The following is a 15,675-nucleotide window of genomic DNA, read 5'->3' as shown; positions in this document are numbered from 1 at the left end:
ATTATAAGCTATGCGCTATTTATTCCATATTTTCCAAGCTTTTTCTGCTTGAAATACCAACATATCGTAACCATTAATGATTTTTGCGCCTTTTAGTTTTCCGTTTTTTAGAAACGTAGTTTCCGAAGGATTATAAATTAAATCGAATAAAATATGTTTTTTAGAAATGAAATTATAAGGTATGTCAGGAGCGCTATCTATATTGGGATAAGTGCCTACAGGTGTACAATTAATGATTATTTTGTGGTCGTTTATGATGTCTTCTGTTAAATCTAAATACGTATAATCTGCTTTTGTTGAAGATGTTCTTGAAACAAATTTGTATTTAATCCCTAATTTTTTAAGAACAAATGCTATAGCTTTACTTGCGCCACCAGTACCTAAAATAAGTGCTTTTTTATGTCTTTTTTTAAGATGAGGTTTAAGTGATTTTTTAAAACCATAACAATCGGTATTATAACCCTTTGTTTTTCCTTTTTTTGAGATTTTTATAGTGTTTACAGCTCCAATTTTTTTTGCTTTTTTATCTAAGCTATCCAATTGAGGAATAATTTCTTCTTTATAAGGAATTGTAACGTTTAAACCTTTTATATCTTGATTTAATACCTCAGTTTTAAATTGATTTATGTTTTCTATATCAAAATTTTCGTAAGATGCATCTTTAATATCTTCATCTTTAAATTTTATTGAAAAATAATTTTGAGAAAATGAATAGGAGATATCTCTACCGATTAATCCAAATCTACGCATTGGCTTGCCTTGTTTTTTGTCCGTAAAACTCTAAAGCTAAAACTATAGCTATACCAATTATTGTAAAAGCAATAGCATAGTAGGTTTCTGGTGTTAGTTCTGGTAAATAACGTTTGTAATTTTCGATGATTTTTTCTCCTCTTGAGTCTAGTACAAAAGTATTATTATTGGTTTTATAAATGGTTTCTTTAAATGGCCAAACGACGCCTAAAGAGCCAACGATAAAGCCAATTATTGATGCGATAGTTACACTTTTATAATGTTTTAAAATATAATTTAATGCGTGAGAAAATGTGACTAATCCAACTACAGAACCAAGCGTAAAAACAGCTAAAACCTTAAGCATTCTTATGCGCTCTAAATTAGATGTAAAGCTAAAGTCTCCGGTTATAATTTCGGTTACAGTGTCATACAAAGCATTAACAGAGTCTACTAATAGTAACACGTAATTACCTAAAAGTATTAAAATAAAGGAACCTGAAAAACCAGGTAAAGTCATACCTGATACACTAATTATCCCGCAAAAAAACACAAATAATAAATTATCATTTTGTGTTGCAGGATCTAAAAAGCTAATACTTAAACCAATAGCAATACCAATAGTTAATGCTAAGTATGTTGTAGGTTTCCAATCTTTAAAATCTTTACTTATATAATAAATAGATCCAATAATCATCCCAAAAAACACACTCCATACATAAAGCTGATAGTGGGTTATTAGATAGTCTAATATTTTAGAAACACTAAAGTAACTAATTACCATCCCTAAAAATAAGAGACTTAAAAATCTACCATTTATATAATTATAAAATGATTTAAAACGACCATTAAATAGTAGTTTAAACGCTTTTATATTTACTTTTTGAAGAGAATAAATAAACTCTTCATAAAAGCCTGCAACAAAAGCAACCACACCACCAGAAACACCAGGCACTTTGTTTGCTGCGCCCATTCCTAAACCTTTAAGAACTAAAAAAATACGATCTTTTAATGTTCTGGTGCTTTGCATTATTCTGGTTTGTTTCCTACTTTTTCAAGTATAAAAATAGTTAAAAATCCTACAACCATTAAGCCAATTGCTAGCGGTAGTTGCGCATTGACTTGATTAATTTCGGCGTAATATGAAGGAGAAATACTCTGTTCTATTACCATTTTGTAACTGTCAAAATTCTGAATAGATTTTTGATAGATACCTAATGTTCCAAAATTTGATACCGTCTCAAAATCAATGATATTTCCTGTGGTATCTTCCATAACCTTTAAGGTTTTTTTGTAAGGCCAAACTTTGTTTAAAGAGCCTAAAATAAAACCAGTTAATAATGCCAATGTTAGATTATGAAAATTTTTAAATAGCCATTTAAGAACACGACTAAAAGATAAAAGACCAACTACTGCACCAGATGCAAAAAGGGCTATTTTTTTGATATCAAAATCATGAAATGCATCACTTAAAGTCTTGTAAGCACCTAGAATAACTAAAATAAAACTACCAGAAATCCCTGGTAAAATCATAGCACAAATAGCTATAGCACCAGCAATAAAAAGAAAATAAGAATTAGTATTACTAGCTAAGGACGGTAAACCTGTAATGTAAAAAGCTATTACAGCACCAGCAATAAGAGCAATAATAGTAGATGATGACCATTTTTTTATTTGTTTGCCAACAAAGTAAATGCTTGCAATAATTAATCCAAAAAAGAAAGACCAAATAAGTACAGGATGTTCTTCTAAAAGAAATTTAGCCAATCTCATAAAGGAAATAAAGCTGATTATAATGCCTGTTAAAAGCGCTAATAAAAAGTTACCGTTTAACTGTTTCCAGAAAGGAAGAATGCCCTCTTTTTTTAAGGTTTTAAATAAAGAAAAGTCTACATTACTTATAGTTGTTACTAGTTCTTCGTAAATACCAGAAATAAATGCTATAGTTCCTCCAGAAACACCAGGTACAGCATCTGCTGCGCCCATTGCAACACCTTTTAAGCTAATAAAAAGATAGTCTTTTAAACGTCTTTGCATCTTTTATGTTTTAAAGCTTCAAAGGTATATAAAATTAGAAACAAGATTACGTTATTGTACCTTTTTTAACGCCTTTTGAAAAGTAATAGAGTGATATACTTCAGGAAATAGCTCTTCTATAATAAACAAGAATTCTTTATTAAAAGTCATAGCGTTTTTAAGATGATAACTACCTTTTTCAGTTTCTAAAGCTTTATAGTATATACCGGTTAGTCTAAATTCTATTTCTGCATTTTCAGGATAAAATTCTGTTGCTTGTATTAAATTTAAACTAGCTGCATCTAATTCTCCTATTTGAATAAGTATATCTGTTCTAGACAACCAGGTGTTTAGTTCGTAATTACCTAATTCTATTGCTTTTTTATAACCTTTTTCTGCTTCTTCTAAAAAGTTAAGTCTTTGATTTATTTGGGCATAAAGTTTCCAATAGATTACATTTTCTGCATCAATATTTATTGCTTTATTGATGTAATATAATGCTTTTTGGTAATTATGTTGCTTTAAATAAAATTTAGTAATTGCAATCCAACCTTTGTCTAGTAATGGATCTTCTTTTACTGTTTTGTAATAGTATTGTTTTGCTAAATCTAATTTACCTAACTTTTCATAACAACAACCCATTCTTAATAAAGCAAAGCTAGTTGGATCATCAAGTTCTAGTGTAAGTAAATAGTTTTCTATCGCTTCTTTGTAGCGTTTTAATTTTTCTAAAACCTTACCTTTTTCTAAGTAAGCACCTATAAAGCGGTCATCAGAAATTATCGCAAAGTCAAATGCGCTAAGCGCCTTTTTATAATCTTTAATAGAGAAGTATTGTTTACCTAATTGGTGCCATGCAACTTCACAATAAGGATTAGAATCTAAGTATTTATTTAAAAATGTAATTGCTTCTTCATTTTCATTTAAAAAATCAAAGCAGTATATAATATTATATAATGAAGAATAGTCTTCTGGTTGCTCTTCTAAACAACTCATAAAGCTTTGCTTGGCTTTTTCAAAGTCGTCTAAAAGCAAGTATTCCATGCCTATTAAAGCATGTATTTCTGAAACTTCTTCAGAAAAGTTTAATGCTATTTTTAATACTTTGATTGCGTCTTCATGTTTGTCTTCTTTAGAAAGAATATTAGCTTTTTGGATGTACACTTCTTCATTAGATGGCTCTAAAACATAAAGTGCATCTAGTAGTTGATTAGCCTCTTTTAATTTGTTTTCAAAAACATATACTTCAACTTTAAATAATTTTAAATTAGTTGAAGATGGATGTTGTTCTAATCCTAATTTTATTGCTTTTTTTGCAAGAGCAACTTTACCTTGATTTAGGTAATGATGTATAATGTTTTCAAATTCTTCTGAGTCAAAAAACAATACATTATTTGTTTTTAGCATTGACTCAAATTTATTTAGAGAAACATTATTGTTAGGGCTATCTTGACTGAATTCCATAGGCGTTTTTAATTTCCTCGTAATAAATGTAATGTTCTATTGTACTTTTTTTAAACTTTTAGATGATTTGTTTTTAACAAAGTAATGAACAATTACTATTTTAATTGTTTTTTAGTTGAGCTTTAGTCGGTTAGAAGATAACTTTATTACAGTAATTTATTAAGTATGTCAATAATAATGCCACAGCCTTTTTTAAGCTCTTCTTTACTGACTGTTAGTGGCGGTGTTATGCGTATGGCTTTTGGTTCAAATAGTAACCAAAATAGAATCAGACCTTGTTTTTGAGCTTCTAAAACTACATGGTTAGTAGCTTCTGCAGACTTTGTAATTGCAGCTAACATTAAACCACGACCACGCACTTCTTTAATTAAAGGATGTTGTAAAAGAAGGTCTTTTATCAATTTTTCTTTTTCTAAAGTTTCTTGCATTAAATTGCTGTTAATTACTTCTTTTAATGTTGCTAAAGCAGAAGCTGCAATTAAAGGATTACCACCAAAAGTAGTGATGTGTCCCATTTTTGGGTTGTCTTGTAATAGTGACATATGCTTTTTTGAAGCTGTAAAAGCACCAATGGGTAATCCGCCACCAAGACCTTTACCGGTAACGACAATATCTGGGATAACATTATAGTTTTCGAAACCAAAAAGTTTACCTGTTCTACCAATACCTGGTTGGATTTCGTCTAAAATTAATAAAGCGCCAACGCTTTGGCATTTTGCTTTTAATTTAGCTAAGTAATTATTAGTTGGCTCTATAAAACCTGCACCACCTTGAATAGTTTCTGCTATAACAGCAGCAGTTTTTTTAGTAATAAAATCTAAGTCCGTTTCACTATTAAAGTTAATATGATGCACATCAGGTATTAATGGTCTAAAAGGTGCTTTTCTTTCTTCATAATTCATTAAACTTAAAGAACCCATTGTATTACCATGATATGCATTTTTCATAGCAATAATTTGACTTCTTCCAGTAACGCGACGTGCTAGTTTTAGTGCACCTTCAATAGCTTCTGTACCAGAATTTACTAAATAAGTTTGTTCTAACGGATCAGGTAAATGGTCTGCTATAAATTGACATAAATCTACTGCAGGACCTTGAGCATACTCGCCATAAACCATGACATGTAAATATTGATCTGCTTGCTGTTTTATTGCTTCTATAACCTTTGGGTGACAATGCCCTAAAGTACATGCAGATACACCAGCAACAAAGTCTAGATGTGCATTGTTGTTGGTATCATATATATAACTTCCTTTGGCATAAGAAACTTCCATACCTAAAGGAAATGGCGACGTTTGCGCTTGATATTTAAAGAATAAATCTTTCAATAGTTTAATCCTTTTTTAAATCAGGTATTTTATTTAGTTTTTTGCCAGTTTTTTCTTTTGAAGTGTTCTTTTTGTTTAAAAACTTATTAGGTACGTTTCTTGACGCTTTTGGTTTTTCGTCTTTTTTAATCAAGTTTTTATCTTCGGCTTCTTGATCTGCTTTTTTTACACGACCAATTAAATCGTCGTTAAAAAATTCTTCTTCGTCATTGTATGGCTCTAAACCTTTTATTATTGGTAGGTTTAAAGTAGGATCATCTACAAAAAGGTCTTCTACAGATGCAGGTCGCTCGTCTTCACGCCAATCAAATCCTCTTAACTTTCTTGCGTTTGCAGGAAAATCTTCTTCGGTGTAAAGTTTTCCGTCAAATTGACGAAGTTTTCTTAGTTCTGTCAATTCTTTATTCTCAAAATACATTTCAATATCTGCAGATTTTGACTTTTCAATACCAATTAATTCGCCATTTTCATTTCTACTATAATTGATAGATTCAGCATTTTTAAGAATATCAACTTGCTTCAGATTATTTTCATCATCAAAAAGACCAATTAATCGCTTTCCAGAAATTTGGTTGTAACCATCGTCACTTAATGTGTCTTTACTGATAACAAATGCATTATAAAATACAATTAAAGAGTCTAGTTTTTCGGTTTTTGGGTTGGATTTAAGATGAATAGTATCTCCAGTCATTTGGTTTTTTACATTCCAAAGAATAGGCTTTCTTGCTGCTGAAAACGCATCGCCTTTATTCATTCTTGCTAAATTGATTAGCTGTGTTAATCCTGTTTTTTGATCTACGTGTACCGAATCTGCTTTACCGCTAATATCTGATTTGTAAATCTTGGCATTATAATAAGCTCTGGTAATACGGTGTTCTGGTTTACCAGTTACCATCAACGTATCTGCATGCATAAATATGCTATCCTTTTCTTGAAGTGTAATGGCTAATGCGCGCTTTGTAATAAAAACAGAGTCTTTTGCACGGTAGACTTCGGCATAGTGACCTTTAACAATACTATTGTTTAATGTATCTGTGACTTTAATATTGTTTGTTGCAGAAGCGAAGTTTTTATTACGGTCAAAATACATGCTATCGCCTTCAAAAACACGGTTGTCATAATCTATTCTTGATTTCTTTACAAAGTAACCAGTGTCAGATTCGGTGTCGTAAAAACCGCGTTCGCAATAAATTTTACTTGCAGCATCTTCAATAGTTGATGGTCCGTACATATATGCATGACCTGTATCTGTATAGTAATCTAAAATTTTTGTTTTTAAAGTATATTCTGGATTAACAAGCTTAACGCTATCTTGAAATCTATACTTTTTTCTTGGCATAAAATAACGTCCAATTTTACTGGTAATAGTTCCAGAAGAATCTCTTACAACTTTACCGCCTGTTTTATAATAAGCTTCTTGTTTAGCACGGTTAAAGTATAAAGTGTCTGTAGTTAGAATAGATTGTGGTTCGGTTAAAATAACATCTCCAGAAGCAAATGCTAATTGGGTTTTTCCTGAATATTCTGCGTATTTTGAATTCAGGTTTATGGTGTCGCCTTGAACCATTTTTACATTTCCGTAGGCTTCAACAAAATCTTCTTTTCCGTAAAAAATGGCTTTGTCACAATACATGTCTATACCATCATGAAAAATATGAATTTGTTGTGCATCATTTCTGGTTAATATTTGTGCACCAGGAAATTTTTCTTCGTCTTTTTCTCCAAAACCAGCGTATTTAATCTCGATAGTTTTGCGTTGTGCAGATGCAAAATAAGATATAAAAACTATTAGAAAGAGTAGGAGATATTTTGTTTTTATTGACTTCAATTTTAATGTGTTTGATGCAAAAATAACGATTTAACTTACTTAGTATTATCTATTAGTATTTATTTAAGACTGAAAAACCTGCTAATTAAATTGTTAGCAGGTTTTTAAATCTTTTTTAAAAGAAATTTTTATCTAAAAATAGTTTGTTTTCTATCTGGTCCAACAGAAACTATTGTGATAGGAATTTCTAATTCTTTTTCTAAAAATGCAATGTATTCATTTAGTTCTTTAGGTAATGTAGAGGCTTCAGACATCTCAGTTAAATCTTCTGCCCAACCTTTAAACTCTGTGTAAACTGGTTCTACATTTTCAGGTTCAATATTGTATGGTAAATGCTTAATCTCTTCACCTTTATACTTATATGCTGTAGCTACTTTTAAAGTTTTAAAACCAGATAAAACATCTGCTTTCATCATCATTAATTGTGTAACGCCATTAACTTGACAAGCGTATTTTAATGCTACTAGGTCTAACCAACCACAACGTCTTGGTCTACCTGTTGTTGCTCCAAACTCATGTCCAACGCGAGCCATAGTTGCTCCATCTTCGTCAAATAATTCTGTTGGGAAAGGTCCAGAACCAACACGTGTTGTGTAAGCTTTAAATATACCAAACACTTCTTTTATTTTGTTTGGTGCTACACCTAATCCAGTACAAGCACCTGCAGCAGTGGTATTACTTGAGGTTACAAATGGATATGTTCCAAAATCGATATCTAATAATGATCCTTGAGCACCTTCTGCTAAAATACTTTTCCCAGATTTTTGAGCTTGAAAAACGTACTCTTCAGAATCTATAAATGTTAAGCTTTTTAAAACGTTTACAGCTTCAAAAAACTCGTTTTCTAATTCTTTTAAATCGTATTCTATTTTAGCGTCATAAAAATCTATCATAGATTCGTGCTTGTCTGCTAAGCTACGGTATTTTTCTTGCCAATTATCTAATTCTAAATCTCCTACACGTAAACCATTACGACCTGTTTTATCCATGTAAGTTGGTCCAATTCCTTTTAAAGTAGAACCTATTTTTGCTTTTCCTTTAGAGGCTTCACTAGCGGCATCTAGTAAGCGATGCGTAGGTAAAATGATGTGCGCTTTACGCGAAATTAATAATGACTTTTTATAATCTACGTCTTGCTCTGCTAACTTGTCCAATTCCTTTTTAAAAATAACAGGATCTATTACAACACCGTTACCAACTAAGTTAGTAGCGTTTTCATGAAAAATACCTGAAGGGATTGTGTGTAATACGTGCTTTTTACCATTAAATACTAATGTGTGACCAGCGTTTGGTCCTCCTTGAAAACGCGCAATAATATTATATTTAGAGGTTAAAACGTCAACAATTTTTCCTTTGCCTTCGTCGCCCCATTGTAAACCAAGTAGTAAATCTACTGCCATTATATTTAGTTGTTTTGTGATTTTTTTCGGTTACCGTAAAAGTATAAAGAGTGTTTATTAATTTCTATATCAAACACTTCTTCTATGGTTTTTTTGATTGCTTGAATGCGTGGATCGCAAAATTCTATAACTTCTCCTGTGTCTTGTAAAATAACGTGGTCGTGTTGTTTATCAAAATATGATTTTTCGTAGTGTGCTTGATTTTTTCCAAACTGATGTTTTCTAACCAAACCACAATCTAACAAAAGATCTATAGTGTTGTAAAGTGTTGCACGACTAACACGATATTTTTTGTTCTTCATATTTAGATATAAAGATTCGATATCAAAATGCTCATTACTAGAATATATTTCTTGAAGTATAGCATAACGTTCTGGTGTTTTACGGTGTCCTTTTTCTTCTAAAAAAGCTGTAAACACATTTTTAACGATTTCTTGATTTTTTATGTCCGTATTTGCACTCATAATTATCCGACAAATTTACATTTTTTTTTGTGGTTAAATGCTATTTTTTGTTGGATTAAAAGATGTGTTATTAATAGTTATTAACAACTTGAAGATTAAATTCTTGATACCTTATCTATACCGTTAATTTTTTTTAGGTTTTCCATTAACTTTTTTAGTAGTGTATTGTTACGAACCACTACATTTATTTTTCCTGAAAACACGCCATCATCACTACTAAAGTTAATGCTTTTCATATTAACGTGCATGTTTGATGAAATGACTTTAGTAATCTCGTTAACTAATCCTAAATTATCGATTCCTGAAAGCTTTATTTGAGCTGCAAATTCGCGTTGAGAAGAGTCTATCCACTTGGCTTGCATAATTCTATACGCATAATTAGCCTGAAGACTAACAGCGTTAGGACATGATTTTTTGTGTACTTTAATACCATCGTTTATGGTTACAAAACCAAAAACAGGATCGCCAGGAATAGGATTGCAGCAGTTTGCAAATTTGTAATCAAGTTTTTCTTCTTCTTTACCAAAGACTAATAAATCATATTTGTGTGTGATTTCGTCTTTATTAATGTCTTCTTGATTAACGGTTTGTTTTCTGTTAATTTTATTTTTTATAAAACTAACTAAAGCATTACTACGTGATGCAGCATATTCTTTTAATGCTTTACTATCTATGTTTCCTGTACCAACGCGATAAAAAAGGTCTAAACTTGTTTTTAGTTTAAAATGATTAACCATTTCGTTAACCGATTTTTCGTTTAGCTCAATTTTAAGTTGTTTTAATTTTCTTCTTAAAATTTCTTTACCTTCTTCACCAATTATCTTAGTGTCTTCTTTTAGAAGTGATTTAATTTTACTTCTTGCTTTACCTGTAGTAGCGTAATCTAGCCAGTTTGGATTTGGTTTAGCATTTTCTGAAGTGATAATTTCTACACGATCACCACTGTTTAAAACGTGGCTTAGTGGGACTAATTTTCCGTTAACTTTTGCGCCTCTTGTTTTGCTGCCTACTTCGGTGTGAATGCTAAAAGCAAAGTCTAAAGGTGTTGCGCCTTTTGGAAGTGATTTTAATTCGCCTTTAGGTGTAAAAACAAATATTTCTTTAGAGTATAAGTTTAGTTTGAATTGTTCTACAAAGTCTACTGCATTTGTAGACGCGTTTTCTAAAGCATCTTGTAGACGGTTAATCCACATATCAAGATTATCGTCGTTATCATCTACGTTTTTGTATTTGTAATGAGCGGCGTAACCTTTTTCGGCTATTTCGTTCATACGTTCACTACGAATTTGTACTTCTACCCATCTGCTTTTTGGTCCAACAACGGTTATGTGTAAGGCTTCGTATCCTGTAGATTTTGGTGAAGATATCCAATCGCGTAAGCGTGTTGGGTTTGGTCTAAAGTGATCTGTTACAATCGAATATATTTTCCAAGCTAAGAATTTTTCGTTATCACGGTCTGATTTATAGATTATTCTTATGGCAAATTTGTCATAAACCTCGTCAAAAGAAACACCTTGTTTATCCATTTTTTTCTTTATTGAAAAAATAGATTTAGGTCGACCTTTTATAATATAGTTTAAACCTTCTTTATCTAAAGATTTTTTTAATAGATCACTAAATTCGTTTATGTATGCATCTTGCTCTTCTTTGCTTTCTTTCATCTTTAATAAGATGCTGTTGTATACTTCTGGTTCTGTATACTTTAAGCCAAGGTCTTCAAGTTCTGTTTTGATGTTATAAAGTCCAATTCTATGCGCTAGAGGTGCATAAATGTAAAGTGTTTCGCTAGCAATTTTTTCTTGCTTGTCTGGACGCATAGAGTCCATAGTTTGCATATTATGCAAACGGTCTGCAATTTTTATGATAATTACCCTAACATCATCATTAAGAGTAAGTAACATTTTTCTGAAGTTTTCTGCTTGCAGAGAAACATTCATGTCTTTTTTTAAAGACGAAATTTTGGTTAATCCATCAACAATTCTAGCAACTGTTTCTCCAAACAGATTTTCTATATCTTTTATGCTATAGTTTTCGTTATCTTCTACGACATCATGAAGTAAAGCTGCAGCGATAGAAGTAGCGTCAAGACCAATTTCTTGCGCTACAATTTTTGCAACAGCAATAGGATGAAAGATGTAAGCTTCTCCACTTTTACGGCGTTGATCGCTATGTGCTTCTACAGCAACATTAAAAGCTTTTCTAATTAGTTGTTTGTCTTCTTTAGAAAGTGTGCGGTAGCTAACTTTTAAAAGCTCTTTGTAGGCTTTGGCAATTGCTGCATTTTCTTTTTCAATATCAACCTCTGTCATATAACTATAGCCTTATATTATTATAATGAATGAATATTAAAAATACTACAAAATTGTTAATGTACAAGCTGTAATCGTGTAATTTTAATTGAAACTAAATAGCTTTATCCAAGTTAAAAAATTGAAGTTTTATTTTTCTTTATAAACTTCTACTTCTAATCCCATTCCGTAGTTGTTTAAACCAGCTTTTAAAAGGTTAGAATTATTAATGTTTTTTAAGTCGAATAACACCCATTTTCCGTTATTATGAAAGATTCGTTTTACAAAGGTTTGTTTGCTAGCAATCTTGTCTGTAAATGGTAATAAAGGTCTAAATGTTGTAGAAACTCTAACAATACCTCGTTTTGTTTCGACTTCTTTATATTTTTTGTTGGGTAATAATTTTCCGTCTTTATCGGTATATCCTAATACTTGGATAGATACGAAAATACCATTTTTGGGAATTATTATGTTGCTTCCGGTAACGTCTAATTCAAAAATAGGATTTGTATCTTGATTGGCTATGAATAAAATCTTTTCATAAGTTAAAACATCGCCTGGCAAACCTTCATTATTTTCATAAAAATGAACTCTAAAAAGGGTTGAAAATGGTCTTTTTTCGTGTTTGTCTTTATGGCGTTTGTCCCAATTTTTTGCTTCAGTTTTTATAGGAAGTAAAAGTTTTGAAATTCGTTTTGTGTTTGGCGAATTATTTGGGAAATATACAGCAATTTCACTTTCTATTGTTGGTAACCAGCATTTAAAATAATCTTCGTGACCATTAGGTTTTATAGTTATTATTTTAAATTTTCCTTTGGGTTTCGCTGTAACTATAACTTCTTCTAACATTGACGCCTCGTGAGGCAATTTAATGGTATCTGTTAGTTTGTTAGTAGCAATTTTTTTCTTCTTATATCCTAAAGCCGAAATTATTAAAGTGTCAATACCTTTATAAAGTTTTTCGCTGTAATAAAATTTGCCTTCTTCGTCTGCAAATGTTCCGTAACCATTACCAAAATCTATGGTTGCAAAAGATACAGGTTGATTGTTTAAACTGTCTTTTACAAAGGTTTGGCTAAAGCCTAATTGTATTGAAATTATGCCAATTAAAAATGATAAGTATTTCATCTAAAAAGAATTCTATTTTAATACCAGCGTTTTTTCTTTTGTTTACTACCTTTTCCTTTTCGTCCTTTTTTGTGCTTACTTTTTTTATTAGACGTATGCACTATAGGTTTTGCTTTTGGGTCTAAAGGATATGGATGATCATCTATAACGTCAAGTTGTAAACTAATTAATTGTTGGATGGTTTTAATATAAGATTTTTCGTCTGCACTACAAAATGAATAAGCTACACCAGTTTGTCCAGCACGTGCTGTACGACCAATTCTATGTACATATGTTTCTGGTATATTTGGTAAATCAAAATTGATTACTGCATCCAAACTGTCTATATCTATACCACGTGCAGCAACATCTGTAGCTATTAAAATGTTAACTTCTTTTTTAGTGAATTTATTTAGCGCTTCCTGTCTTGCACTTTGACTTTTGTCACCATGTATACTATCTACTTTATAACCGTTTTTTAGTAGCGTTTGTTCTAATTTACTAACACCAAATTTGGTACGTCTAAATATGATAATGTGTCCTTTTATAGTGTTACGCAGTAAGTGTAAACACAGTTCTATTTTGTTGCGTTTTGGTACGTAGTATAATAATTGTTCTAACTTTTTTGAAGTTGAAGCGTTAGGTGCAACAAGTATACGTTCTGGATTATTTAAAATGGTTTTTGCTAAATCTTCAACTTTATGAGGTATTGTTGCTGAAAATAAAAGTGTTTGTTTTTCGGTAGGACATAGGCGTTCAATTTTTCTTACATCATCAATAAATCCCATGTCTAGCATTAAATCGGCTTCATCTAAAACCAATACTTCAACTTGATCTAAATGTAAAGCTGTTTGCTTATGTAAATCTAACAATCTACCTGGTGTAGCAATTAAAATATCTACGCCTTTTTTTAGTATATCTTTTTGAGGCTCTACCGATGTGCCACCAAAAACCACAGTTGTTCTTAGGTTGGTATAAGTAGAGTAGGTTTCGAAGTTTTTTGCGATTTGTACAGCTAATTCGCGTGTAGGACTTACAATAAGCGCTTTAATTTTTTTACCGCGTTTTGGTGCGTCTTGTTGATCAAAAAGTAATTGTAAAATTGGTAATGCAAATGCAGCTGTTTTACCAGTACCTGTTTGCGCAGAAACAACAACGTCTTTTTTATCTAAAATAGCAGGTATTGCTTTTTCTTGCACCAAAGTTGGGTTGTCGTAACCAGCTTCTGCAACAGCACGACGTAAAGGTTTGTTTAATTGTAAGTCTTTAAATGACATTTAGCTAATTTATTTGTACAAAGGTAGCTAAATTATTTACGATTATTTAGTGACCTTTACAGTATAGGTTGCAACAACATCATCACCAATAGCTAAATGTACATCGTAAAACCCTTTGTGCTTAAATGTGGTTGAAAATGAAACCATTCCGTTGTCTTCTTTTAGGTTGTTTATTTCAAAGTCTACAGGATTAATTCCAACAAACTGCACTAACGAAACTTTAACAATATCAATAGATTCTAAAGTTTTAAAACTGAAATTTAGATGCTCTCCTTTTTTTAATTCTACATGCATGTTTTGAGGACTAATAGGAAGTGTTTTGTGTTTAAAAGTTTCACTATAAACTAGCGGAGAAGCTGAGTATTCACTATCAATTAAAGTGTTGTTAAGGAGCCATTTTTTATCTTTTGGAATGTGGTTTTTTGCAAATAATGTAGGCTCGGTTAAAAAATATCCATCATTATAGTCTTCAATAAAAATATTACCTAAAAAATAACCGCTAGACCAAGTGGCATCACACAAATACCATTTGTTGTCTAGTTTTACTGCATTCCAAGAATGGTTTACAAGCTCTAAACTTTCAACATTTGTATCAAAACTTCTACCGTAGCCATTAATAATTTCGCAATCAATATTTACAAAAAAACAAAGTTGCTTTATTAAATAAGCGTAACCTGTGCACATTGTTTTTTTGTGTTTAAATAGTTTTTTAAACGCTTTTTTTAAGTAATCGTTATTCCATTGTGTGAAGCTTAAACTATCATTTTTATATTTTTTTCTTTTGTGTAACACTTTATCGCTAACAGTTAAATCGCCTTTAATATTGGTGCAAACCCATGTGTAGATGGCTCTAAATTTTTCTACATCTGTATCTAATTTATAAGTTAGCTTATGCGCAAGTAGTGGTAAATTATCTAAGTTTTTATCATTGTTGAGTTTTGCAACATTATCTGCAACAGTAAAATCTATAGATTTAAAATCTGAAACTTGCGCAAAAGCTAAATTTAAGATTAAAACAGAAATGATAGTAAGTACATTTCGCATAGCTATTAATCCTTTTTAGATTTGTATAATTTTTTAGAAGATACTTTTCCCATCATTATTACAGAACCAACATCCATATTGATATTTAATTGAATAATTTGGGCTTTGGGTTTTCCGTCTATTACCACTTTTTTAGGCTCGTACCCAACGTAGCTTATTTGTAAAATATCACCTTTTTTTAATGGTTGAGGAAACTCAAAATTACCATCAAAGTCTGTTGTTGTCCCAATAGAAGTACCTTCAAGTAAAATAGTTGCAGACGGAAGTGGTAAACCATCTTGGTCTGAAATTGTACCTTTTATGGTTAAGTTGTCTTTTGCAGAAGTGCTTTCAATCGTTTTGTTTTCAGTAGTTTTTACTTGAGCGTTAGCTGTTCCAAATGTGAAAAAAGATAAACACGCTAATCCAATACCAGTTAACCAGCTTAATTTACTTCGTCTTACAGGAATTTGATATGTGGTTAATTGTTCGCTTTTAAATCTTCCGCAAGTATTTGCTGTGTTTTTAGTGTTAAAATAGTTAATAATTTCTTGAGAATTCATTTTAGAAAAATCAATAACTTCTTTGGTGCACGTAGCGCAAAATCCGCCTTTTGCAGTTGGTTTAAATTGGTTGAAATTTTCATTACAAGGAGATTTGATGTTTAGTTTAATGGCATTGTTCATAATAATAAGTTTTAATGTTATACATCAAACTTACTTTTATAACACGCTTTTTAAAATGAATATTG

13 protein-coding genes are annotated in these 15,675 nt (G+C 31.0%); all 13 read right to left on the bottom strand.

Annotation, left to right across the window (positions count from 1 at the left end):
* Positions 1–15: 15 nt before the first annotated feature.
* Positions 16–750, bottom strand: coding sequence for a shikimate dehydrogenase family protein (locus H574_RS0108255; protein WP_027880124.1), 735 nt, complete (start codon positions 748–750; stop codon positions 16–18).
* Entirely contained in the window at positions 743–1,759 is a 1,017-nt protein-coding gene (locus H574_RS0108250) for a DUF368 domain-containing protein (protein WP_027880123.1), read from the bottom strand. Before H574_RS0108250 ends, H574_RS0108255 begins: the two co-directional genes overlap by 8 nt.
* On the bottom strand, positions 1,759–2,766 hold the full coding sequence (locus H574_RS0108245; protein WP_027880122.1) for a DUF368 domain-containing protein: 1,008 nt from the start codon (positions 2,764–2,766) through the stop codon (positions 1,759–1,761). The genes H574_RS0108250 and H574_RS0108245 overlap by 1 nt, the downstream gene beginning before the upstream one ends.
* A 51-nt stretch (positions 2,767–2,817) precedes the next feature.
* Positions 2,818–4,152 (bottom strand): tetratricopeptide repeat protein, encoded by a 1,335-nt coding sequence (locus H574_RS0108240; RefSeq protein WP_420864510.1) that lies wholly within the window; start codon positions 4,150–4,152, stop codon positions 2,818–2,820.
* 203 nt (positions 4,153–4,355) lie between these two features.
* Positions 4,356–5,537, bottom strand: coding sequence for an aspartate aminotransferase family protein (locus H574_RS0108235; RefSeq protein ID WP_027880120.1), 1,182 nt, complete (start codon positions 5,535–5,537; stop codon positions 4,356–4,358).
* A 4-nt stretch (positions 5,538–5,541) separates the two neighbouring features.
* The gene (locus H574_RS14075; RefSeq protein ID WP_155912622.1) at positions 5,542–7,365 is read right to left on the bottom strand and encodes an OstA-like protein; all 1,824 of its coding nucleotides are present in this window, start codon (positions 7,363–7,365) and stop codon (positions 5,542–5,544) included.
* Between the two features lie 128 nt (positions 7,366–7,493).
* Complete coding sequence (locus H574_RS0108225; protein ID WP_027880119.1) at positions 7,494–8,765, bottom strand: adenylosuccinate synthase; 1,272 nt, start codon at positions 8,763–8,765, stop codon at positions 7,494–7,496.
* 5 nt (positions 8,766–8,770) lie between these two features.
* Positions 8,771–9,229, bottom strand: coding sequence for a Fur family transcriptional regulator (locus H574_RS0108220; protein ID WP_027880118.1), 459 nt, complete (start codon positions 9,227–9,229; stop codon positions 8,771–8,773).
* Between the two features lie 95 nt (positions 9,230–9,324).
* The gene (locus H574_RS0108215) at positions 9,325–11,538 is read right to left on the bottom strand and encodes a RelA/SpoT family protein (RefSeq protein ID WP_027880117.1); all 2,214 of its coding nucleotides are present in this window, start codon (positions 11,536–11,538) and stop codon (positions 9,325–9,327) included.
* Positions 11,539–11,667: 129 nt separating this feature from the next.
* The gene (locus H574_RS0108210) at positions 11,668–12,645 is read right to left on the bottom strand and encodes a carboxypeptidase-like regulatory domain-containing protein (protein ID WP_036227382.1); all 978 of its coding nucleotides are present in this window, start codon (positions 12,643–12,645) and stop codon (positions 11,668–11,670) included.
* 17 nt (positions 12,646–12,662) lie between these two features.
* Complete coding sequence (locus H574_RS0108205; protein ID WP_027880115.1) at positions 12,663–13,901, bottom strand: DEAD/DEAH box helicase; 1,239 nt, start codon at positions 13,899–13,901, stop codon at positions 12,663–12,665.
* 42 nt (positions 13,902–13,943) lie between these two features.
* On the bottom strand, positions 13,944–14,945 hold the full coding sequence (locus H574_RS0108200; RefSeq protein ID WP_027880114.1) for a transglutaminase domain-containing protein: 1,002 nt from the start codon (positions 14,943–14,945) through the stop codon (positions 13,944–13,946).
* A 5-nt stretch (positions 14,946–14,950) separates the two neighbouring features.
* Positions 14,951–15,610: a carboxypeptidase-like regulatory domain-containing protein gene (locus H574_RS0108195; RefSeq protein WP_027880113.1), complete on the bottom strand. Its 660-nt coding sequence runs from the start codon at positions 15,608–15,610 to the stop codon at positions 14,951–14,953.
* Positions 15,611–15,675: the final 65 nt, after the last annotated feature.

This window comes from Mesoflavibacter zeaxanthinifaciens DSM 18436 (genome assembly GCF_000422365.1).
In the GTDB taxonomy this organism is placed as follows: Bacteria; Bacteroidota; Bacteroidia; order Flavobacteriales; family Flavobacteriaceae; genus Mesoflavibacter; species Mesoflavibacter zeaxanthinifaciens.
Note: the sequence above shows the minus strand (reverse complement) of the source record. Positions and strands in the feature narration are given on the sequence as shown.

Bases quoted from the DNA above. Each gene is read 5' to 3' on its own strand.
- H574_RS0108225 (WP_027880119.1), bottom strand. From the start codon at position 8,765: ATGGCAGTAGATTTACTACTTGGTTTACAATGGGGCGACGAAGGCAAA.
- H574_RS0108210 (WP_036227382.1), bottom strand. From the start codon at position 12,645: ATGAAATACTTATCATTTTTAATTGGCATAATTTCAATACAATTAGGC.
- H574_RS0108255 (WP_027880124.1), bottom strand. From the start codon at position 750: ATGCGTAGATTTGGATTAATCGGTAGAGATATCTCCTATTCATTTTCT.
- H574_RS0108195 (WP_027880113.1), bottom strand. From the start codon at position 15,610: ATGAACAATGCCATTAAACTAAACATCAAATCTCCTTGTAATGAAAAT.
- H574_RS0108215 (WP_027880117.1), bottom strand. From the start codon at position 11,538: ATGACAGAGGTTGATATTGAAAAAGAAAATGCAGCAATTGCCAAAGCC.
- H574_RS0108245 (WP_027880122.1), bottom strand. From the start codon at position 2,766: ATGCAAAGACGTTTAAAAGACTATCTTTTTATTAGCTTAAAAGGTGTT.
- H574_RS0108250 (WP_027880123.1), bottom strand. From the start codon at position 1,759: ATGCAAAGCACCAGAACATTAAAAGATCGTATTTTTTTAGTTCTTAAA.
- H574_RS0108205 (WP_027880115.1), bottom strand. From the start codon at position 13,901: ATGTCATTTAAAGACTTACAATTAAACAAACCTTTACGTCGTGCTGTT.
- H574_RS0108240 (WP_420864510.1), bottom strand. From the start codon at position 4,152: ATGCTAAAAACAAATAATGTATTGTTTTTTGACTCAGAAGAATTTGAA.
- H574_RS0108220 (WP_027880118.1), bottom strand. From the start codon at position 9,229: ATGAGTGCAAATACGGACATAAAAAATCAAGAAATCGTTAAAAATGTG.
- H574_RS0108200 (WP_027880114.1), bottom strand. From the start codon at position 14,945: ATGCGAAATGTACTTACTATCATTTCTGTTTTAATCTTAAATTTAGCT.